Source organism: Curtobacterium sp. C2H10, assembly GCF_025407985.1.
In the GTDB taxonomy this organism is placed as follows: Bacteria; Actinomycetota; Actinomycetes; order Actinomycetales; family Microbacteriaceae; genus Curtobacterium.
Genome location: NZ_JABXGF010000006.1, coordinates 87,408 through 106,256, shown reverse-complemented (window position 1 = coordinate 106,256; position 18,849 = coordinate 87,408). Strand labels below are relative to the sequence as shown.

General features: G+C 73.1%; 20 protein-coding genes. 9 read left to right on the top strand and 11 right to left on the bottom strand.

Annotated elements, in window-relative coordinates; all coding sequences use genetic code 11:
• On the bottom strand, window positions 1-981 hold a 981-nt coding region (locus tag HWD93_RS05220), incomplete at its 3' end, for an NAD(P)/FAD-dependent oxidoreductase (RefSeq protein ID WP_261646239.1).
• A 108-nt stretch (window positions 982-1,089) separates the two neighbouring features.
• Here HWD93_RS05220 and HWD93_RS05215 point away from each other — a divergent pair.
• Window positions 1,090-1,842 (top strand): DUF4184 family protein, encoded by a 753-nt coding sequence (locus tag HWD93_RS05215; RefSeq protein ID WP_261646238.1) that lies wholly within the window; start codon window positions 1,090-1,092, stop codon window positions 1,840-1,842.
• A gap of 155 nt (window positions 1,843-1,997) precedes the next feature.
• Here the strand turns inward: HWD93_RS05215 and HWD93_RS05210 are convergent, their stop codons facing one another.
• Complete coding sequence (locus HWD93_RS05210) at window positions 1,998-3,209, bottom strand: acyltransferase (RefSeq protein ID WP_261646237.1); 1,212 nt, start codon at window positions 3,207-3,209, stop codon at window positions 1,998-2,000.
• A 92-nt stretch (window positions 3,210-3,301) separates the two neighbouring features.
• Window positions 3,302-3,874, bottom strand: coding sequence for a TetR/AcrR family transcriptional regulator (locus HWD93_RS05205; protein WP_261646236.1), 573 nt, complete (start codon window positions 3,872-3,874; stop codon window positions 3,302-3,304).
• A 95-nt stretch (window positions 3,875-3,969) separates the two neighbouring features.
• On the opposite strand from HWD93_RS05205, the gene HWD93_RS05200 reads away from it, so the two are divergent.
• Window positions 3,970-4,875 (top strand): SDR family oxidoreductase, encoded by a 906-nt coding sequence (locus tag HWD93_RS05200; protein ID WP_261646235.1) that lies wholly within the window; start codon window positions 3,970-3,972, stop codon window positions 4,873-4,875.
• A gap of 159 nt (window positions 4,876-5,034) precedes the next feature.
• On the opposite strand, the gene HWD93_RS05195 is transcribed toward HWD93_RS05200, so the two are convergent.
• The 3 genes from HWD93_RS05195 to HWD93_RS05185 form a co-directional block, all read right to left on the bottom strand.
• Entirely contained in the window at window positions 5,035-6,369 is a 1,335-nt protein-coding gene (locus HWD93_RS05195) for an NAD(P)/FAD-dependent oxidoreductase (protein WP_229086779.1), read from the bottom strand.
• A gap of 61 nt (window positions 6,370-6,430) precedes the next feature.
• Window positions 6,431-6,979 carry a dihydrofolate reductase family protein gene (locus tag HWD93_RS05190; RefSeq protein ID WP_261646234.1) on the bottom strand — a complete coding sequence of 183 codons (549 nt, stop codon included), beginning with the start codon at window positions 6,977-6,979 and terminating at the stop codon, window positions 6,431-6,433.
• Between the two features lie 16 nt (window positions 6,980-6,995).
• Window positions 6,996-7,532: a hypothetical protein gene (locus HWD93_RS05185; protein ID WP_261646233.1), complete on the bottom strand. Its 537-nt coding sequence runs from the start codon at window positions 7,530-7,532 to the stop codon at window positions 6,996-6,998.
• Window positions 7,533-7,621: 89 nt separating this feature from the next.
• On the opposite strand from HWD93_RS05185, the gene HWD93_RS05180 reads away from it, so the two are divergent.
• Both HWD93_RS05180 and HWD93_RS05175 read left to right on the top strand, forming a co-directional pair.
• Entirely contained in the window at window positions 7,622-8,395 is a 774-nt protein-coding gene (locus HWD93_RS05180) for an alpha/beta hydrolase (RefSeq protein WP_261646232.1), read from the top strand.
• Window positions 8,392-9,201, top strand: coding sequence for an alpha/beta hydrolase (locus HWD93_RS05175; RefSeq protein WP_261646231.1), 810 nt, complete (start codon window positions 8,392-8,394; stop codon window positions 9,199-9,201). Before HWD93_RS05180 ends, HWD93_RS05175 begins: the two co-directional genes overlap by 4 nt.
• Before the next feature lie 3 nt (window positions 9,202-9,204).
• Here the strand turns inward: HWD93_RS05175 and HWD93_RS05170 are convergent, their stop codons facing one another.
• From HWD93_RS05170 to HWD93_RS05150, 5 genes are all read right to left on the bottom strand, one after another.
• Window positions 9,205-9,591 (bottom strand): VOC family protein, encoded by a 387-nt coding sequence (locus HWD93_RS05170; RefSeq protein WP_071302846.1) that lies wholly within the window; start codon window positions 9,589-9,591, stop codon window positions 9,205-9,207.
• A gap of 34 nt (window positions 9,592-9,625) precedes the next feature.
• Entirely contained in the window at window positions 9,626-10,633 is a 1,008-nt protein-coding gene (locus HWD93_RS05165) for a LacI family DNA-binding transcriptional regulator (protein ID WP_261646230.1), read from the bottom strand.
• Window positions 10,634-10,659: 26 nt separating this feature from the next.
• Window positions 10,660-11,397, bottom strand: a complete 738-nt coding sequence (locus HWD93_RS05160) for a class I SAM-dependent methyltransferase (RefSeq protein WP_261646229.1) — start codon at window positions 11,395-11,397, stop codon at window positions 10,660-10,662.
• Between the two features lie 153 nt (window positions 11,398-11,550).
• Complete coding sequence (locus HWD93_RS05155; RefSeq protein ID WP_261646228.1) at window positions 11,551-12,576, bottom strand: Gfo/Idh/MocA family protein; 1,026 nt, start codon at window positions 12,574-12,576, stop codon at window positions 11,551-11,553.
• Complete coding sequence (locus tag HWD93_RS05150; protein WP_261646227.1) at window positions 12,573-13,595, bottom strand: Gfo/Idh/MocA family protein; 1,023 nt, start codon at window positions 13,593-13,595, stop codon at window positions 12,573-12,575. Before HWD93_RS05150 ends, HWD93_RS05155 begins: the two co-directional genes overlap by 4 nt.
• Before the next feature lie 157 nt (window positions 13,596-13,752).
• Here HWD93_RS05150 and HWD93_RS05145 point away from each other — a divergent pair, with 157 nt between their 5' ends.
• The 5 genes from HWD93_RS05145 (at window position 13,753) to HWD93_RS05125 (ending at window position 18,832) form a co-directional block, all read left to right on the top strand.
• A complete protein-coding gene (locus tag HWD93_RS05145; RefSeq protein WP_258027630.1) occupies window positions 13,753-14,766 on the top strand; it encodes a sugar ABC transporter permease in 1,014 nt (337 codons plus the stop codon).
• The gene (locus tag HWD93_RS05140) at window positions 14,763-15,689 is read left to right on the top strand and encodes a carbohydrate ABC transporter permease (RefSeq protein WP_175496031.1); all 927 of its coding nucleotides are present in this window, start codon (window positions 14,763-14,765) and stop codon (window positions 15,687-15,689) included. Before HWD93_RS05145 ends, HWD93_RS05140 begins: the two co-directional genes overlap by 4 nt.
• Window positions 15,690-15,691: 2 nt before the next feature.
• Window positions 15,692-17,311: a hypothetical protein gene (locus HWD93_RS05135; protein ID WP_261646226.1), complete on the top strand. Its 1,620-nt coding sequence runs from the start codon at window positions 15,692-15,694 to the stop codon at window positions 17,309-17,311.
• A 223-nt stretch (window positions 17,312-17,534) separates the two neighbouring features.
• The gene (locus tag HWD93_RS05130) at window positions 17,535-18,164 is read left to right on the top strand and encodes an SRPBCC family protein (protein WP_261646225.1); all 630 of its coding nucleotides are present in this window, start codon (window positions 17,535-17,537) and stop codon (window positions 18,162-18,164) included.
• Entirely contained in the window at window positions 18,161-18,832 is a 672-nt protein-coding gene (locus HWD93_RS05125; RefSeq protein WP_261646224.1) for a DUF4166 domain-containing protein, read from the top strand. The genes HWD93_RS05130 and HWD93_RS05125 overlap by 4 nt, the downstream gene beginning before the upstream one ends.
• The last annotated feature ends 17 nt before the right edge of the window (window positions 18,833-18,849 follow it).

Below are 18,849 nucleotides of genomic sequence, written 5' to 3'. Positions count from 1 at the left end.
CGCGTACTCCGGCCACGGGCCGGCGCTGCCCGAGGCGACCGCCTCCGCGAGGAGCGGCGCGAGCTCGGCCGCGTCGAGCCACCCGAGGTTCATGCCCTGCCCGCCGATCGGGCTGATCTCGTGCGCCGCGTCCCCGGCGAGGACGACACGGCCGACACCGACCCGCTCCGCCTCCCGGCGTCGGACACCGAACCCGCTGCGCATGCTGCAGGACGTCGGGTCCGGCCGGACACCGGTGCGTGCCGCCACGATCGCAGCGAGGTCCGCCGCGCTCGGCGACGGATCGTCCGAGGACGCCAGGAGCACGACGTACCGACGACGGTCGCCGGGCAACGGGAAGGACTCGACCACGCCGGCCGGTCCGACGTCGACGAGCGCGTCCGTCCGGGCAGCGGGGTCCTCGACGTCGGCGAAGTCCCCCATCGCGTAGCGGTCCGGGTAGTCGCGACCGGTGGTGGCGATGCCGAGCAGGTCCCGCACGGTGCTCCGCGAGCCGTCCGCCCCGATGACGAACCGGGCCCGCACGGCCACCGCGCCGCCGGGGCCGGTCCCGACCGCGTCGACGTGGTCCGGGTGCCGCTCGAGCGCCGAGAGCACCGTGCCGGTCCGGAGCGCGTCCGGCGCTGCCGCGGCGAGCCGTTCCCGCAGCAGGGTCTCGGTCCGGTGCTGGTCGAGCGTCGCGACGTACGGGTGCGTGGCCGACGCATGGTCGAACGTCAGGGCGCCGAGCTCCCGGCCACGGCTGCGCGCGACCCCTCGGCGGACCCGGACGGCCTCCGCGAGGACCGGCCCGTCCAGCCCGATCGCCGCGAACGCGTCGAGGGACGGCGGGTGGATCCCGATCGCGCGAGAGCCCGTCGGCGCACCCTCGCGCCGTTCCCACACCACGACCTCGAGCCCGCGGGCCGCGAGGAGCGCCGCGGCGAAGAGGCCGACGGGCCCACCGCCGACGACGAGGACGTCGACGCGCTCCGTGGTCACGGCCCGAGCCTACGGACGGTCGGCGCAGCGCCCACCCAGCCGATCGGCGCCCCGGGGTCATCCGCTCGACCGAAGCGCTCCACCGGGGCCGTCCGCGATGCTGGGGTCGTGCCCTTCACCGTCAGCCACGCGGTCGTCGCCCTGGCCGCCCGCCGCACCCCGCTGCCCGTCGCGGCGGTCGCCGTCGGAGCCATGGCGCCGGACGCCGTCCTGTTCGCGCCGTTCCTGCCGCCCTACGTCGTGGCGCACTCGTGGGTGGGCGTCGTGACGATCGACCTGGTGGTCGCGATGGTCGTCCTCCTGGCCTGGTGGTACCTGGTGCGGCCGGCGTGGGCGGAGGCGGTGCCCGGCGTCCGCGAGCGGCTGCCGGCGAGCTGGTCGGCCCCTCCGCGTGCCGGGGACCGGCCCGTCCGCCGGGCGGTCGCGGTCGTCGTCGCCTGTCTCGTCGGGAGCGTGACGCACGTCGTGTGGGACGCGTTCTCGCACGAGGCCGGGTGGGCGGTGCAGGCGATCCCGTTCCTCCGCGAGGGCCCGGCGGCCTACCCGGTCTGGGCCGGCGTGCAGGACGGTTCGAGCGTGCTCGGGTTGCTCGGGCTCGTCGTCGCGGCCGCGGTGTGGTGGCGACGGAGCACACCGCGTCGGATGCCGCCGGTCGCTCGGTGGGAGGCCGCGGTCGTGGTGGCCGCGGGCGCGATCGTCGTCCTCGCCGTGCTCGGGATCGCCGGTCGGGTGCTCCTCGGCGGCGGTGGCGTCGCCGGGATCGTCACCGAGCTCGCCTTCCGGTTGCCGGTGGTCGTCGCGCTGGTGCTCGTGGTCGGCGCCGTCGGACTGCTGGTCGGACGCAGCCATCGCACCCGCTGACGCGGACCCCGGAGGCGCCGTGCGGCCGCCGTCGGTCGTGTCGCGTCCGGCAGACCGCGGTCGGGAGGCGCGGTGCACGCACCGTCGGTCGTCTCGCGTCCGGCAGACCGTGGGTCGGGAGGCGCGGTGCGGGGCCGACCCGCGCCTCCCGTCCGTCAGGCGGTCGCGTCCGCCGTCTCGCGCGCGGACCGGTCCGCGGCGACCAGTCGCCGGGCCTCACGGAACCGCTTCCGCAACCGCTCGACCGGCACCTCGACCGCGTAGGCCGCCCCGACCGCGACCAGCAGCGCCGCCCCCACGAGCCACACCTTGCCCCACGCCCCGATCGCGAACGTGCCGAGCAGCGCGATGACCACGGGGTGCCAGAGGTACGCCGAGTACGAAACGCGACGACCGAACCACGACACGGGCGTCCACGCGAGCGTGGCCGACAGCGGGGACCGCACCGACACCAGCCCACCGATGAGCAGCGCCGAGATCAGCCCGGTCACCGGGAGCACGACGCCGAAGGACCAGGCGTGCTGCGTCCAGTCGTCGTCGATCCAGAACTGCACCGCGGCGAGCAGCCCGATTCCGAGCCAGGTGCCGACGTGTCCGGCGATCCCGGAGGCCCACGTCCGGAAGCGCTCGTCGTCGAGGAGCAGTGCGAGCAGGCACCCGGTCGCCAGCGGCACGACGCCGAGCACGGGGGAGAAGTACACGTCCGGGGTCGCGCCGCTGTTCGGCGTCCGGTAGCTCAGCCACGCCGCCGCTGCGGCACCGACGATCACGACGCCGAGCCCGGTCATCAGCCAGCGCCGACGCGACCGCAGTGCGAAGAGGAGCACGAGGACGGGCGGCCAGACGAGGTAGAACTGCTCCTCCATCGACAGGCTCCAGGTGTGCGCGAAGACGCCCTGCGTGGTGTCCCAGTACGAGCGGAAGAGGTTGCCGGTGTAGCTCAGCGCGATGAACGCCGCCTCGCCGGGGGAGAACGAGGCGCCCTTGTAGTCGCCGACCCAGTTCCACAGCGCGAGGCCGACGATGACGAGCGCGAGCAGTGCCGGGTAGAGGCGGAGGAGTCGCTTCGTCCAGAACGAGCCGAGCCGGATGCGCCCGGTGCGGCGGTGCTCGCCGAGGAGCAGCGTCGAGATGAGGAACCCGGAGAGCACGAAGAACACCGTCACGCCGATGAACCCGCCCTCGAACTGCGGCACGTGCAGGTGGTAGAGGATCACGATGAGGATCGCGACCGTCCGGAGCCCGTCGAGCGCCGGAGCACGGTTCGTGAGCGGCGGCGGGGGCGTCGGTCGTGCGTGCCTGCCGTCGGTGTCGGCCGGTGCGGATGTCGTGCGGGTCCGCTCCGGCGAGGTCGTGGTGATGGCCACGGACGCCTCCTGCGCGATGCTGTCGATGGGGTCACGGGCCGTCGGGCCGTGACCGGATCGTTACATGATGCTCGCGGAAGGTAAGAGCCGTCTCAACGACCGGGGTGCACCAGGGTCGTCAGGGCGTCGAGCCGTTCGTGGGCGATCGTGGCGAACGGGCGGTCCTCGTCGGCGGCGATCCACTGCGCGAACGACAGGTGGAACACGGTGACGGCGGTCTCGGCGGCGATGGTCGCGGCGGGCTCCGGGAGGCCTCGGTCGCGCAGGACCTCACCCAGTCGGACCTTCAGGGTCGCGAGCTTCCCGAGCTCCCGTTCGCCGAGTGCGGGGTTGCCGTCGATGATGCCCTGGCGTGCGCGCGACCACGGGCGGCGCTCGTCGGGGAAGAACGCGCCGCTGGCGTCGAGCGCGAGCCGGACGAGGTCGAAGGGCGGGGTGCCGGCCGGTGCTGCCTCGATCGGGGTGGTGAACATGCCGAGGAAGTCGTCCTGCCCGGCGAACAGCACTTCGCGCTTGTCGGCGAAGTGTCGGAAGAAGGTGCGCTCGGTGACCTCGGCCGCGGCGGCGATCTCGGCGACCGTCGTCTCGTCGTACCCCTGCTCCGCGAAGAGCTGCAGGGCCGTGGCCTGCAGTCGCTCACGGGTCCCGGGTTGCCATCTCGCCATGTCCGCAGTCTACTGATGACAGCGACTGACATCGAGTGCTACGGTGATGTCAGTTCATGACATCACCGCCGTGGACACCTGCGAAGGGAAAGTACATGCACGTGTTCGTCACCGGGGCCTCCGGATGGATCGGCTCCCACACCGTCGACGAGCTCCTCGCCGCCGGACACACCGTCACCGGCCTCGCCCGCTCCGACTCGTCGGCCGCCGCGCTCGAGGCGAAGGGCGTCGCCGTCGTCCGCGGTGACCTCGACGACCTCGACGCCATCCGCCGCGGGGCCGCCGCGTCCGAGGGGGTCCTGCACCTCGCGAACAAGCACGACTGGGCGAACCCGGCCGCCACGAACGCCAGCGAACGCGCCGCGGTCGAGACCATCGGCGAGGCGCTCGTCGGCACCGACCGGCCGTTCGTCGTCGCCTCGGGCGTCGCCGGACTCGCACAGGGGCGCCCCTCGACCGAGGCGGACCCCAACCCGTTCGTCGGCCCGGACAGCATGCGCGGCGGCAGCGAGAACCGCGGGTTCGACTTCGTCGACCAGGGCGTACGCACCATCGCGGCCCGCTTCAGCCCGACCACGCACGGCACCGGCGACCACGGGTTCATCGCCGCGATCGTCGCCGCCGCACACCGCACCGGCGTCTCCGGCTACATCGGCGAGGGCACGAACAGCTGGGCCGCCGTGCACGTCACCGATGCCGCTCGGCTCGTCCGGCTCGGCCTCGAGCACGCACCCGCGGGCACGAAGCTGCACGCCGTCGCCGAGACCGCGATCCCGACCCGGGCGATCGCCGAGGCCATCGGCGACGCCCTCGGGCTGCCGGTGACCTCGATCGATCCGCAGGACGCGCTGTCGCACTTCGGGTTCATCGGGCAGTTCTTCGGCATGGAGATGTCGGCGACGTCCGAGGCCACGCGCGAGCTCCTCGGCTGGGAGCCCACCGGGCCGGGGCTGCTCGAGGACATCGCCGCCGGCGCCTACTCCGACGTGCGGATGGTGTAGCGCGACCCACCGTCGGCCTGGAGGCGCGTGGCGGCCCCGCCCCGCGCCTCCAGGCCGTCGCCGGTCCGGACCACCGCCCTTGGTGAGCAGAAATGGTCGGGTCCCGTCTCCGGACCTGACCATTTCTGCTCACCAAGTGGGCGCGCGGCGCCCGCGCGCCTACTCCGCCTTCTGCATCTGCCAGGGCTCGGGCTCGCGGTCGCCGTTCGGCCGCACGGGCCGGACGTCGCCGACGATCGGGATCGCCCGCTTCCGCATGAACCAGAGGTACCGCACGAAGAAGTGCGACAGCGTCGACAGCCGGTTGCCGTTGCCGAGCAGCGACGCGATGTGCACGGCCACCCACGCCGCCCAGGCCACGGGCCCGACCATCGTGATGCCGCCACGGAGCTGGGCCACCGCGGCGTTCGTGCCGATCGTCGCCATCGTGCCCTTGTCGAAGTACTTGAAGTGCTCGGTCGGCTTGCCCGCCATGAGCCGCACGATCTGCCGCGCCGAGTGCCGTCCGCCCTGCAGTGCCGGCTGGGCGAGCTGCGCGAGGGCGTCGTCCTGCGCGGCGATGTCACCGGCGGAGAAGATCCGCTCGACGCCCTTCACGCTGAGGTCGTCGTTCACCTGGATGCGTCCGCCGTGGGTCTGCGGCATGCCCCAGCCCGAGACCTCCTTGTGTGCGGCCACACCGGTCGCCCAGATGACCTGCGACGCCGGGATGAACTCGCCCTCGGCCGTCATCACGCCGTCGGGCTTGACCTCGGAGACGCCGGTGTTGAGGCGCAGGACCACACCGCGCTTGCGGAGGACCTTGGCCGCGTACCGACGCAGCCGCGGGGCGAACGGCTTGAGGAGCTCGCCGCTGCGGTGCACGAGGGTGATCGAGATGTTGCCCCGCTCGATCTCGGGGTACGCGCCGACGAGGGCCTGGTCGCGGAGTTCGGCGAGCGCACCGGCCATCTCCACGCCGGTCGCGCCGCCGCCCACGATGACGATCTTGATCTCGTCGGGGCCCTGGTTGGCGGCGGCTTCCTCGAGGCGGGTGAACAGCTCGTCGCGGATGCGGAGCGCCTGCGAGCGGGAGTACATCGAGTACGCGTACTCGTACGCGCCGGGCGTGCCGAAGTAGCTCGTGTTCACGCCGTTCGCGAGGATCAGCCAGTCGTAGTGCAGGTGCTCGCCGTCGGACATCTCCGCGACCCGCTCGACCGGGTCGATGCCGGTGAGCAGCCCGTGCCGGAACTCGGCGTTGCTCTGCTTCGCGCGGAGGCTCCGGAGGAAGTACGTCACGTCGCCGGCGTTCAGCCCACCGGTCGCCACCTGGTACATGAGCGGCTGGAACATGTTGTAGACGTGGCGGTCGACCAGGGTGACCCGCACCGGTGCGTCGGCGAGCTCGCGCATGGCCGCGACACCGGCGAATCCACCGCCGACGATGACGACGTGCGGGCGGGTGTCCTGGGGCATGCTGACTCCGGCTTCCTCGGATGGTGAGATGGTCACCACCGAGGGTACGCGCGGTTCGGACAGTCGTTCGACGGCCGGGAGGCGCTGCGCACCTCCGTCAGGCGTCGAGCCGCGCGTAGGTGCTCACGACGTTGCCCTTGCTCGTCACGGTGCTGTCGACCAAGCGCAGGCGCGTGGGCGGGTCGGTCGGCTCGAAGAGCCTGCGGCCCGAGCCGGCGATCGCCGGGTGCACCATGAGCTGCAGTTCGTCGAGGACCCCCGCGAACAGCAGGCTGCGGACGAGCGTGACGCTGCCGCACACCGCGATGTCGGCGCCGTCCCGCTGCTGCAGCCCGCGGACGAACTCCGGGACGTCGCCCGTGATCCGGGTGCTGTTCTCCCACGCCAGGTCGTCGCCGAGCGTGGTGGACGCCACGTGCTTCTCGATCGGGTTGATCCACTGGCCGAAGGGGTCGTCGGGGTGGGCGGGCCACCACTCGGACCACTCCAGGTAGCTGTTCTTGCCGAGGAGGACCGTGTCGGTGCGGGCCATGAACGCGCCCATACCCGCACCGAGCTCGTCGTCGAAGGAGTCGTACTGGAAGGTGTACGGGTCCTGCACGACGCCGTCGACCGACGTGAAGAGTCCAGCGGTGACCTTGCGCATGGTCGGAGCGTAGCCCTCAGCTGTTCGCGGAGGAACCGCTCGTGTCCGATCCGGTGCCGGTGCCGGTGCCGCCCTGCGTGCCGTTGCCCGGGAACTGTCCGGTGCCGCCGCCGGGGAACTGGTTCGTGCCGCCGTTCGTGCCCGGCACCTGCGTCGTGGACTGGCTCGTGCCGCCGCCGATCGCGTGTCCGATGGCGAAGCCGATGCCGCCGCCGACCAGCAGCGCCGCGAGGCCGACCCCGACGGCCAGCACCTGCCAGAACCACGGCGGTCGTGGGCCGCGCCCGCGCCGGGGCGTCGCCGCGGATCCGTACCAGGGCGTCGCGCCGTTCGGGGCGCCCGGGTTCCACGAGCCCGCGGGAGGGGCCGGTGTCGCGTACGGGTGCTCGGGCGCCGGCGCCGGGGCGTCGAGCGTCGCGGTCGATGTGGGCGTCGGAGCGGCGCCCCAGCCGGCCGGGCTGGCGGGGTACGGCGTGGTGGGCTGGTGGGCTGCGGGGTCCACGTCGTCGCGGGACTCGCGGGACTCGGGGTTCACGGGGGTGCGCTCGGTCATGAGGACGAGTACAGACCGGTCGCCTATGTGCGGGCGATGACGACGCTGGAGCGTCACTGTGCACAGCGCCGTCCGCGTAGCCTCGCATCGTGCGCGCGAGAGTCGAGACCGTCCGGATCGACGGACTCCCCGTGCGCCTGCACACTCTCGCGCCGGCCGGCAGGCTGCACGACGCCCTTGCCCCGACGGTCGTGCTCGTGCACGGCATCGGGATGTCGCACCGGTCGTTCGCACGGTCGCAGCGGGCGCTCGCCGCGACGCACCGGACCGTGAGCGTCGACCTGCCGGGCTTCGGCGGGCTCCCGGCGGCCGGCCGGCGCCTCACCATGACGGAGCTCGGGGACCTCGTCGTCCGCGCCGTGCGGTCCCGCGGGGCCGGGGACCTCGTGCTCGTCGGGCAGTCGATGGGGACGCAGGTCGTCACCGAGGCGGCCCGTCGGCACCCGGACGTCGTCGCCTCGGTCGTGCTCGTCGGTCCGGTCATCGCCGCCGGTCGTCGTCGACTGCTCACGCAGGCGCTCGACCTCGGGCGGGACGGCTTCGTCGAGGGCGCCCGGATGAACGCCGTCCTCGTGACCGACTACCTGCGGAGCGTGCGGCAGTACGTGCCCGAACTCCGACCGATGCTCCGCTACCGCCTCGAGGACACCGTCGCCGAGCTCGCGCAGCCGGTGCTCGTCGTCCGTGGCACCGAGGACCCGATCGCGCGCCACGACTGGTCCGCCCGGGTCGCCGCCACCGCCCCGCGCGGCGCGTTCGTCGAGCTGCCGGGGCCGCACCACGTGCAGGAGCGCCAGCCGGTGGCGTTCGCGCGGCTCGTGGGGGAGTTCCGCCGCGTGCAGACCCTGGAGGGGCTGCGGTGACCGACGCGACCACGTCGGGGACGGACGGGACGCGCACGGACCGCACCGCGCCTCCCGTCCACGTCTCCCTGCTCCGCCGCACCCGGTGGGCCGTCCTCGACTGGTGGTACGCGATCCGCTGGCAGGTGCGGAGCCTCGGGCCGACCACCGCCGACGACTACCGGAGCGGCGACGGCCAGCCCGTCGTCGTCGTGCCCGGCGTCTACGAGACCTGGCACTTCATGCGTCCGCTCATGGACGCCCTGCACGACCGCGGACACCCCGTGCACGTGCTGCCGGTGCTGCGGCACAACCTGCGTCCGGTGCCGGAGTCCGCGGCGGAGGTGCTGGCGTACCTCAACGAGCACGACCTCCGCGACGTCCTGCTCGTCGCGCACAGCAAGGGCGGGCTGATCGGGAAGTACGCGATGACGCGCCTCGACGACCACGGGCGGATCGACCGCATGGTGGCGGTGTCGACGCCGTTCGCGGGCTCCGGGTACGCGCGGCTCGCACCCGTCCGCCACCTGCGGGCGTTCCGGTCGAGCGACCCGGTGCTCGCCGGCCTCGCACGGGAGCTCGACGCGAACGCCCGGATCACCAGCGTGTACGGCGTCTTCGACACGCTCATCCCCGAGGGCAGCGCGCTCGCCGGAGCGACGAACGTGCGGGTCCCGGTCGGCGGGCACTTCCGCATCCTCGGCGACCCGCGGACGCGTGCGGCGGTGCTGGCGGCGGCGGACCCGGACCACCCGGGCACGGCCGAGCCCCGGCCGAGCTCCGGCCCGACCCCGGCCGAGCCCCAGCCTGGCCCGACCCTGGCCTGAGCCCTAGGCGCCCGGCAGGAACAGGCAGAACGGGTGTCCGTCGGGGTCGAGCAGCACGCGGACGTCCTCCTGCGGCTGGAACGCTGCCTGACGAGCGCCGAGTCCCTCCGCCCTGGTCACCGCCGCCGGCAGGTCCTCCACCTGGAAGTCGAGGTGCAGCTGCATGCCGGGGGCGTCCTCGGTGCCGGGCCACGTGGGCGCCACGTAGGCGGGTTCGTACTGCACGGAGAGGCCCGGGCCGTCCTCGGGGCGGATGCGCGCCCAGGTCGGGTCGTCCTCGTGGACGGTCCAGCCGGTCAGCGCGCCGTAGAACCGGGCGAGCGCGAGGGGGTCCGGCGACTGCAGCACGGTGGCGGCGAGCGTCGGCATCGACGGGTCGGCAGCGGTCATGCGGCGGAGCGTACGCCGGACCCGCCCGCCCCGGTCAGCGCGTGGCCACGCTCGCGCGCTCGACGATCCGGTGCGGCACCACGACGGTCTCGGGCGGAGCCTCGCGGTCCTCGATCCGCCGGGTGAGCAGGTCGAGCGCCGCCGTCGCGAACGCCCGTCGGTCGAACGACACCGTGCTCAGCGCGGGGATCGCGTACGCGGCCCCGTCGACGTCGTCGAACCCGATCACGCTCACCTGCTCGGGGACCCGCACACCACGCGCGGCGAGGACGTGCAGCACGCCGAACGCGATCGAGTCGGTGAACGCGAACACCGCGTCGGGCAGCGGGTGCTCGTCGAGCCACGCCGCGAACGCCGACGCCGCCGCGCTGGTCGACCACGCCGGCAGCGGGACCCGGAGCTCCGGGTCCGCACCGATGCCCGCCGCCGCGAGGCCCGCGAGGTACCCGCGCTCCCGCAGCTCGCTCGTCGCGGTGGCCTCGACGTCACGGGCGGCACCGACGATCGCGATCCGACGGTGGCCCCGGCCGACGAGGTACGCCGTCACCTGCTCGGCCGCGGCACGGCTGTCGACGTGCACCTGGTCGACGTGCTCGGGCTCCACCTCGCCGATGACGACGGTCGGGGGCAGCCCCTCGGTCGAGGCGAGGACGCTCGCGCTGAGCGACACCGGGTTGAGGATCAGCCCGTCGACGAGGTGCGCCCGGGCACGCGAGACGAGGTCGCGCTCGCGGGCGGGGTCGTTCGCGGTCTGGTCGAGCTGCACGGTCCAGCCGCGCTCCCGCGAGAGCTCGACGAACCACTGCGCGAGTTCGGCCGAGTAGGCGCTGGCCATCTCGGGGAGCGTCAGGGCGATCGCGCCCGAGCGTCCGTTGCGCAGACCCCGGGCGGACAGGTTCGGCACGTAGTCGAGCTCGGCGAGTGCCTGCTCGACCCGTGCGCGGGTCTCCGGGCGCACCACGACACCGCCGTTGATGACGTTGGAGACGGTCTTCGGCGACACCCCGGCGAGGGCAGCCACGTCCCGCACGGTCGCGCGCATCGCCACGAGCGTAGCGCGGCTGCGGCTCAGGGACGCACGTACCGGTGCACGTACGTGGTGTAGCCGACGGGGACGGTCGCGCTCCCGGCGGTCTCCGGATCGTCGTCGAGCACGCGCCGCACCCGGTCGAGGAGGGCGGTGCGCTCGTCCGGCGGCAGCACGCTGACGTAGCTGCGGGAGGCGACCATGTCGAGGAACGCCGACCGGTCCTGCTCGTGCACCCACGGGAACCGCTCGTGCTCCACGGCGCCGCCGTCGAACGGTGCTCCGACGACCGGCGCGCTCTGGACGCTCACCCGCGACTCGGGCTGGGACAGGATCGCCCTGATCCGGGCGGACCAGGGCCGGGTCTCGTCGCGGACGTTCCACACCAGACCGAGCACGCCGCCGGGGCGGAGGACCCGGGCCACCTCCTGCGACCCCCGCACCGGGTCGACCCAGTGCCACGCCTGCGCGAAGGTCACGGCGTCGGCGCTCCCGTCGGCCAGGGGGATCGACTCGCCGGTCCCCGCGAGCGCCCGCACGTCGGGCAGCACCGTGGTGAGCCGGTCGCGCATCGCCGGGTCCGGTTCGACGGCGACGACCTCCGTGGCACGTCCGACGAGGCTCCGCGTGAACTTGCCGGTCCCCGCGCCGACGTCGGCGACGAGTCGGGCGTCGGGCGGCAGGACCCAGTCGACCGCCGCGTCCGGGTACCCCGGCCGTCCGCGCTCGTACGCATCGGCAGCGGCTCCGAACGAGTTGGCGTACTGCTCGAGGGTCATGCGTCCAGCATGCCCCGCCCGGCCGGGTGGCGGACCGGAGGCGGGGGTCGGGCCGGTCGCGCGCCTCCCGGCCGGCGTGTGACGGACTGGAGGCGCGGGTCGGGGCCGCCACGCGCCTCCCGTCCGCAGTGGGGTCGCCGGGCGACGCGTCGCTCACGCCGTCGGGACGGGCACCGTCCTGCCGGTCCGCACCGACTCCTGCGCCGCGAGGACGATCGACAGCGTCCGCAACCCGGCCTGCACGTCGGGCTGGGGCTGCGTGCCGGCGCGCACCGCGTCGAGGAACGTCCGCAGCATCGGCACGTCGTGGTCCGCCCCGTACCGCAGTTCGATCGGCCGGCCGCCGACCGCGTCGAGCCCCCTGGCCGCCGCGCCGAAGAAGTCGACCGACACCGTGCCGCCCGTCCCCGCGACGTCGAGCGTCAGGCCGCCCCACGCCGGCGCCGTGTCCGGGCGGCTCCACGAGCAGTCGACCGCGACGACCATCCCGGTGTCGTAGGTCACCGTCACGAGCCCGGCCGTCTCGGCCCGTGCGCGCTCGGCGTGCAGCACGCGGTTCGCGACGGCGGTGACGGACACCGGTCGCGCGCCGGTCAGCCCGTCGACGAGGTCGGCGACGTGCACGACGTGGTCGACGATCGCGCCGCCGCCGCTCAGCGCCGGGTCCGTGAACCAGTCGCGCGTGAGCGGCAGCATGCCGTTGTTCGCGCCGCGGACCGAGAACACCGTGCCGAGCGCACCCGAGGCGTGCGTGGCCCGCAACCGGTCGAACGCCGACGCGAACCGCACCGGGTAGGCCATCATCAGCGTGACCCCGGCGCGCTGCACGGCGTCGCGGATCGCGAGGCCGTCCTCCCACGAGGTGGCGAGCGGCTTCTCGCAGAGCACGTGTGCGCCGGCGGCGGCTGCCCGTTCGACGAACTCGCGGTGCCGCGCGTTCTCGCTGGTGACCACGACGGCGTCCGGCCCCCAGGCGAGGAGGTCGTCGACCGTGTCGGCGTGGTCGACGCCGAGCGCTCCGGTGAGGTCGGCGCCCCGGAGTTCGCCGAGCGTCGTGCCGGTCGAGACGCCGCCGGGGTCCGTCCCGCGCACCTCGACGTCGGGCATCGCGGCGAGCGCCGAGAGGTACCCGATCGCGTGCGTGTGGGCGAAGGACAGGACGCCGACGCGGAGGGTCACAGCGTCACCTCCACGGGTTGTCCGGACTCGATCGACGCCAGGGCGGCATTGGCGAGGCGCACCGCGACGGCACCGTCCGCCGCACTGACGCGGGGGAGCGGCCCGCCGTCGAACGCGGCGACGAAGTCCGCGAGCTCGAGGGCGTACGGGTCCTCGGCGGGGTCGACGGACGGCAGGAACCCGTCGACGGCGCTCGGGGTCGCGAGGTCGGCGCGGGTGTCCTCCTCGGCGAGGGACGAGTGCGACAGGCTGCCGCGCGTGCCGGTCACCGAGTACTCCGTGCTGAAGGCCAGGTGCGGTGGTCCCCAGAGTCCGGCGACGTGGCTGATCGCGCCGGACGCGTGCGTGAGGAGGACGTGCGCGGCCTCGACCGGGTGCTCGTCGTCGCCCGTGCGGACGGTGACGGCGGACACCCGGGTGACCGGACCGGCGACCCAGCGGGCGATGTCGAGGTCGTGGATCATCTGGTCCATCACGATGCCGCCGGACTGCGCCCGGTCGCCGAACCACGCGACTCGGGTCGGGAAGGCGCCGGAGCGGGAGAATCGCAGCACGGCGAGGTCGCCCAGGAGGCCCGTGGTGACGGCCTCGTGCAGGCGCCGGTACGCGGGGAACCAGCGGACGACGTGCGCCGGGTAGAGCTGCAGGCCCGCGTCCGCCGCCCGGGCGACGAGGTCGTCGGCGTCGGCGTCGGTGCGGGCGAGGGGCTTCTCGGAGACGACGTGCCTGCCCGCCGCGAGTGCCGCGCGGACGACGGTGGCGTGGGCCGGTGTCGGGACGACCAGGTCGACGACGTCGACCGCGGCGAGCAGCTCGTCGAGCGAGTCGGCGACGGTGATCGTGCTGCCGACCCGTGCGGCCTCGTCCGCGAAGGCGGCGGCGAGCGCGGGCGCACCGTCCTCCGAGTGCACGACGAGGTCGCCCAGGCGGAGGAGCCCGGGGACGTGCGCCACCGCGATGCCGCCGGCGCCCACGAGTCCGATCCGCCGGCGTGGTCGGGGTGCTGACTGCAGCGTCATGGAGCCAGCGTAGAGGTCCGCCGGACGCGGTGCGGCGATGCGACCCGGCTTCGTCCCGATGGACCGTTACAACGATGGAAACGTTTGGCAACGGGTTGCCGCACGGTTGCCGTCACCGCCAGGGTCGCTCCAGGAATCCAACGGAGGGGGCCACCGAGTGACGAAGCTCGACGACCGTGCGACGGACCGCACGAGGACCGCTGCACAGCGCGACCCGGGAGCGGCACCACCACCCGACCCCGGGCTCCGGCGGCGCAGCACGTGGCAGCGGATCCGCCGTGACCGCGTCCTCCTGCTCATGGGCCTGCCCGGCGTCGCGCTCCTGCTCGGGTTCCACTACCTGCCGCTGCTCGGGAACCTCATCGCGTTCCAGGAGTACCTGCCCTTCGTGCCGCTCGGCCGCAGCCCCTGGGTCGGCGTCGAGAACTTCTCCGTCATCTTCGACGGTGACCCCGAGTTCCTCCGCGCCCTCGGCAACACGCTGCTCATCACGCTCGTGCAGGTCGTGTTCGTGTTCCCGGCGCCGATCATCCTCGCGCTCATGCTCAACTCGCTGCTCTCCGAGCGGATCAAGCAGGTCGTGCAGTCGGTGCTGTACCTGCCGCACTTCCTGTCGTGGGTGATCGTGGTCGCGGTGTTCCAGCAGATCCTCGGCGGCTCCGGGCTCGTGAACAACGCCATCCGCGCGGCCGGCGGTGACGCGATCGACTTCCTCGGCAACCCGAACGGGTTCATCGCCCTGCTGACCAGCCAGGTGATCTGGAAGGACACCGGGTGGGCGACGATCCTGTTCCTCGCGGTCCTCAGCCAGATCGACGCGAGCCTGTACGAGGCCGCGAAGATGGACGGCGCGAGTCGCTGGCGGCAGCTCTGGCACGTCACGCTGCCCGGCATGCGCGGCATCATCATCCTGCTGCTCATCCTCCGGCTCGGCGACTCCCTGACCGTCGGGTTCGAGCAGATCCTCCTGCAGCAGCAGGCCGTCGGCCGCGCCGCGAGCGAGGTCCTCGACACCTACGTCTACAACAACGGCGTGCTCGGCGGGCAGTGGGGCGTCGCCGCAGCGGTCGGGCTCGTGAAGGGCGTCGTCGGCGTCCTGCTCGTCCTCGGCGCCAACAAGCTCGCGCACGTCTTCGGCGAAGCGGGCGTCTACCAGAAGGAGGCGAAGTGACCGCCACGCACACCGTGACCGTCCCCCGGACGAAGAAGCGCCGCCGCGGTGGCCCGGACGCACCCCCGCTGCCCGGACGGCTGCTCACCGGGTTCGTCCTGCTCGTGATCTGCCTCGTCGTCATCCTGCCGTTCGTCGGCATCGTGTCGACCAGCCTCGCGCCCGTCGCCCAGGTGAACGACGCCGGCGGGTTCGTGATGTGGCCGCAGGGACTCGACCTCGGCGCGTACCAGAGCATCTTCGCCGGCGGCGTCGTCACCCGCGCGATGCTCGTCAGCATCGGGATCACCGTCGTCGGGACGCTCATCAGCCTGTTCGTCAGCGCGATGCTCGCCTACGCCCTGAGCCGTCCGGGGTCGTACGGCTCCGGGTTCGTCCTGAGCCTCGTGCTGGTCAGCCTGCTGTTCGCGCCCGGGCTCATCCCGAACTACCTCGTCGTCAAGGAGTTCGGGCTGCTCGACTCGTACTGGGCCCTGATCCTCCCGACGGCCCTCAGCGCGTTCAACGTCATCGTGATGCGGTCGTTCTTCATGGCGATCCCGAAGGAGCTCATCGAGTCCGCCCGCATCGACGGCGCCGGCGACTTCCAGGTCTTCTGGCGGATCGTGCTCCCGCTGTCCAAGGCCGTCCTCGCCGTGATCGGCCTGTTCTACGCGGTCGGCTACTGGAACGCCTTCTTCAACGCGCTGCTCTACATCAACGACACCGCGAAGTGGCCGCTCCAGCTCGTGCTGCGCACCTACGTCATCAACAACGCGCAGCTCGGCGGCGCCGACCTCGGCACGTCCTCCGACGCGCTGCCCCCGCAGGCCTCGATCCAGATGGCGATCCTCGTCGTCTCGATCGTGCCGATCCTCATCGTCTACCCGTTCCTGCAGCGGCACTTCGCCAAGGGTGTCCTGACCGGCGCGGTGAAGGGCTGACCATGACCACCTCCATCAGCCGCCGCGCGCTCGTCGCGGGCGGACTCGGGATCGCCGCCACCACCCTCCTGGCCAGCTGCTCGACCGTGACCCGGTCCACCGACGTCCGGGCCATCAACAAGGCCGTCCAGCTGCCGGACTACGTCCCGTGGACCGGCGGCCCCGAGCCCGTCCTGCCGAAGACGAGCCCACTCATGCCGAGCGCCTTCCGGAAGATCCCGGCGACCCTCGTGCCGACCAGGGGCAAGCCCGGCGACGGTTCGACCGTGCACGGCAGCGTGCCCACCAACTCGCCCGTCCCGCCGTCGAAGGGGAGCAACCCGTACTGGCAGGGCCTCGACGAGCGGATGGGGATCGACCTCGACCTGACGATCACCCCGAACGCGGACTTCGGCAACAAGTTCGCCACCCAGGTCGCGGGCGACACCCTCGGCGACGTCTTCACGATCAACCAGGCGTTCTCGTACCTGCCGCAGTTCCTCGAGGCGAAGGCCGCCGACCTCAGCCCGTACCTCTCCGGCAGCGGCGTCCGCGACTACCCGTACCTGGCGAACCTGCCGACGGCGTCGTGGCGCGGGACGGTGTTCTCCGGCGGCATCTACGGCGTCCCCGTGCCCCGGGGGCCGCTGACCTCGCAGGCGCTGCACCGCCGCCAGGACCGCTTCGAGCGGCTCGGCGTCGACCCGTCGTTCTCGAGCGTCGACGAGTTCGTGCAGCTCTGCCGGCAGGTCTCCGACCCGCACGCGAACCGATGGGCCCTGGCCTCGGTGCCGACGAGCATCCTCGCGCCGATGCTCGGCCTGCCGAACCAGTGGCAGGAGCAGGGCGGGCGGCTCACCCACATGTACGAGCTCGAGGAGTACGTGGAGCTCCTCGACGTGTCGCGCCGGCTCATCGCCGAGGACCTCGTCCACCCCGACAGCGTCACGGCCTACAACGGCAAGGTCTGGTTCGTGCAGGGCTCCGCGCTGATGCTGTCCGACACGTACAGCGCGATCCCGGGACTCCTGCAGCAGGCCACGCCCGGCTCCGGGTTCGAGCTGACGATCGCCCCGTTCGTCGGACCGTCCGGAGAGGCCGCGAAGCCCTGGTTGGGTGACCCGAACAACACGATCACGTCCGTGGCCGCCGGCTCTGAGTCCCGGGTGCGGATGCTCCTCGACGTCCTGAACTGGTGCGCGTCGCCGTTCGGCACCGAGGCCTGGACCTACCGCAAGTTCGGCATCGAGGGGCGCGACTTCGAGTACCGCGACGGCGCCCCGGTCCTGACGAAGACCGGCAACAGCGAGACCGCGCTCGGCGAGTTCCCGCTGCAGTACTTCACCGAGTGCCCGCTGCCGCTCTACTACGCGGGCAATCCGACGATGACCGACACCGTGTACGAGTCGCTGGCGTCCTGGCTCGACCGCGGACTGCCGAACCCCGTCTACGGCCTGTACTCGCCGACGAACTCGACGAAGGGACCGGCGGTCGGCACGTTCGCGACGAACGCGATCAACGACGTGCTGCTCGGGCGGGCGACGGTCTCGTCGTGGCGGGCGACGGTGCGCGACTGGCGCCGCCGGGGCGGCGACGCGATCCGCAGCGAGTACGAGCAGGCGCTGGAGGCGCGCGCCTCCTGACGCGGCTGCTGACGGACGGGAGGCGCGGGTCGGCCCCGCCCCGCGCCTCCCGTCCCGCAGCCCGGCGCGCCCCCCCACCGGACCCCGCTGGCTCGCGGACGTTCGCATCCGCCTCCGGTCGTGACCGTTCCGGTTCGCGGAACCCGGGGATCGCGAACCGGAACGGTCACGGGTCGCGCGGATTGCCCGAACCCGGCGCGCTCCGTGCCCTACGCTCAGCCCTGTGGGGAAGCGCGGCATCTACGTCGAGACGGTCATCGACGCCGACGTCGACCGGGTGTGGGCGGCGACGCAGGACCCCGAGCAGCACGTCCGGTGGGACGTCCGCTTCTCCGAGATCGTCCCCGAGCCGGCGGACGCCGACGGTGCCGCCCGCTTCACGTACGTCCGGCGCTCCCCGGTGCACGACGTGCACGGCACCGGCGTGAGCATCGGCGAGCGACGTCGTGCGGACGGCACCCGCACGTCGGCACTGCGGTTCGCGACCGACGACCGGTTGTCGCCGATCCGGGCCGGCCGCGGCTACTGGCGGTACGTCCCGACCGACGACGGGCGCACCCGGTTCGTCACCGGCTACGACTACGACTCCGGCTGGGGCCCGCTCGACCTGGTGGTCCGGCCGCTCCTCGGCTGGGCGACCGCGTGGAGCTTCGACCGGCTCCGGATCTGGCTGGAAGGCGGGGCCAAGCCGGAGGCCTGGCCGCTCACCTCGGTGCTGCAGCCGTGGCAGCGGGACCGGCCCCGCGCCTCCAGGACCCGCCGCGCGCCCGTCGGTGGCACCCGGCGAGGCGACCAGCTGCACGACGCGCCCGCCACCCTGGCAGCGCTGCCCGACCCGGGAGGCGACCGATGAGCTCGGTGTTCGAGGAGGCGCTCGGCGCCGACTTCCAGCGGCTGCACCCGCAGATGCGCCGCAGGTTCGGCGTCGGTCTCGACGCCGCCGAGGCGTGCACCGGCCGCGGCGTCATGACGTCGATCCGCCGGGGACCGTGGTGGACCGTGCCGTTCCTGCAGATCGGGCGACTGCGGAACATCCTCGTCCCGAACGTCGGGACGGACGTGCCGTTCACGATCGAGAACTACCCCTACCGCGACCGGTACGGCCGCGAGACGGTGACGTTCGTCCGGACCTACACGACCAAGCCCGGGCGGACCGCTCGGTTCGACGCCACGATGGTGCTCGTCGACGGCCGGGTGCTCGACTACCTCGGTTCCCACCAGCACCTCGCGGTGGACCTCGACCTGACCGTCGACGACCGCGGTGGCCTCGTCCTGACCTCGGACGCGCAGCGGTTCTACGAGGGGCCGATCGCGTTCCGTTTCCCGATGCTGTTCAGCGGTCGCGCGACCCTGCACGAGTGGTGGTCGGACGACGACCAGGCGTTCCACGTCGACCTCGAGGTGCACAACCGCGTCTTCGGGTTCCTGTTCGGCTACCGCGGGACGTTCACCTGTGAGTGGACGCCGGCGACCGACGCCCCCGAGCGGTTGAAGCCGCGGCGGACCGAACTCCGGACCTGACCGCGGCGGCGGGCACC

What these genes read in the sequence shown, in the direction of transcription:
- HWD93_RS05205 (WP_261646236.1), bottom strand. Translation starts at nt 3,874, where the DNA reads ATGGCGAGATGGCAACCCGGGACCCGTGAGCGACTGCAGGCCACGGCC.
- HWD93_RS05200 (WP_261646235.1), top strand. Translation starts at nt 3,970, where the DNA reads ATGCACGTGTTCGTCACCGGGGCCTCCGGATGGATCGGCTCCCACACC.
- HWD93_RS05190 (WP_261646234.1), bottom strand. Translation starts at nt 6,979, where the DNA reads ATGCGCAAGGTCACCGCTGGACTCTTCACGTCGGTCGACGGCGTCGTG.
- HWD93_RS05185 (WP_261646233.1), bottom strand. Translation starts at nt 7,532, where the DNA reads ATGACCGAGCGCACCCCCGTGAACCCCGAGTCCCGCGAGTCCCGCGAC.
- HWD93_RS05170 (WP_071302846.1), bottom strand. Translation starts at nt 9,591, where the DNA reads ATGACCGCTGCCGACCCGTCGATGCCGACGCTCGCCGCCACCGTGCTG.
- HWD93_RS05165 (WP_261646230.1), bottom strand. Translation starts at nt 10,633, where the DNA reads ATGCGCGCGACCGTGCGGGACGTGGCTGCCCTCGCCGGGGTGTCGCCG.
- HWD93_RS05160 (WP_261646229.1), bottom strand. Translation starts at nt 11,397, where the DNA reads ATGACCCTCGAGCAGTACGCCAACTCGTTCGGAGCCGCTGCCGATGCG.
- HWD93_RS05150 (WP_261646227.1), bottom strand. Translation starts at nt 13,595, where the DNA reads ATGACGCTGCAGTCAGCACCCCGACCACGCCGGCGGATCGGACTCGTG.
- HWD93_RS05135 (WP_261646226.1), top strand. Translation starts at nt 15,692, where the DNA reads ATGACCACCTCCATCAGCCGCCGCGCGCTCGTCGCGGGCGGACTCGGG.
- HWD93_RS05125 (WP_261646224.1), top strand. Translation starts at nt 18,161, where the DNA reads ATGAGCTCGGTGTTCGAGGAGGCGCTCGGCGCCGACTTCCAGCGGCTG.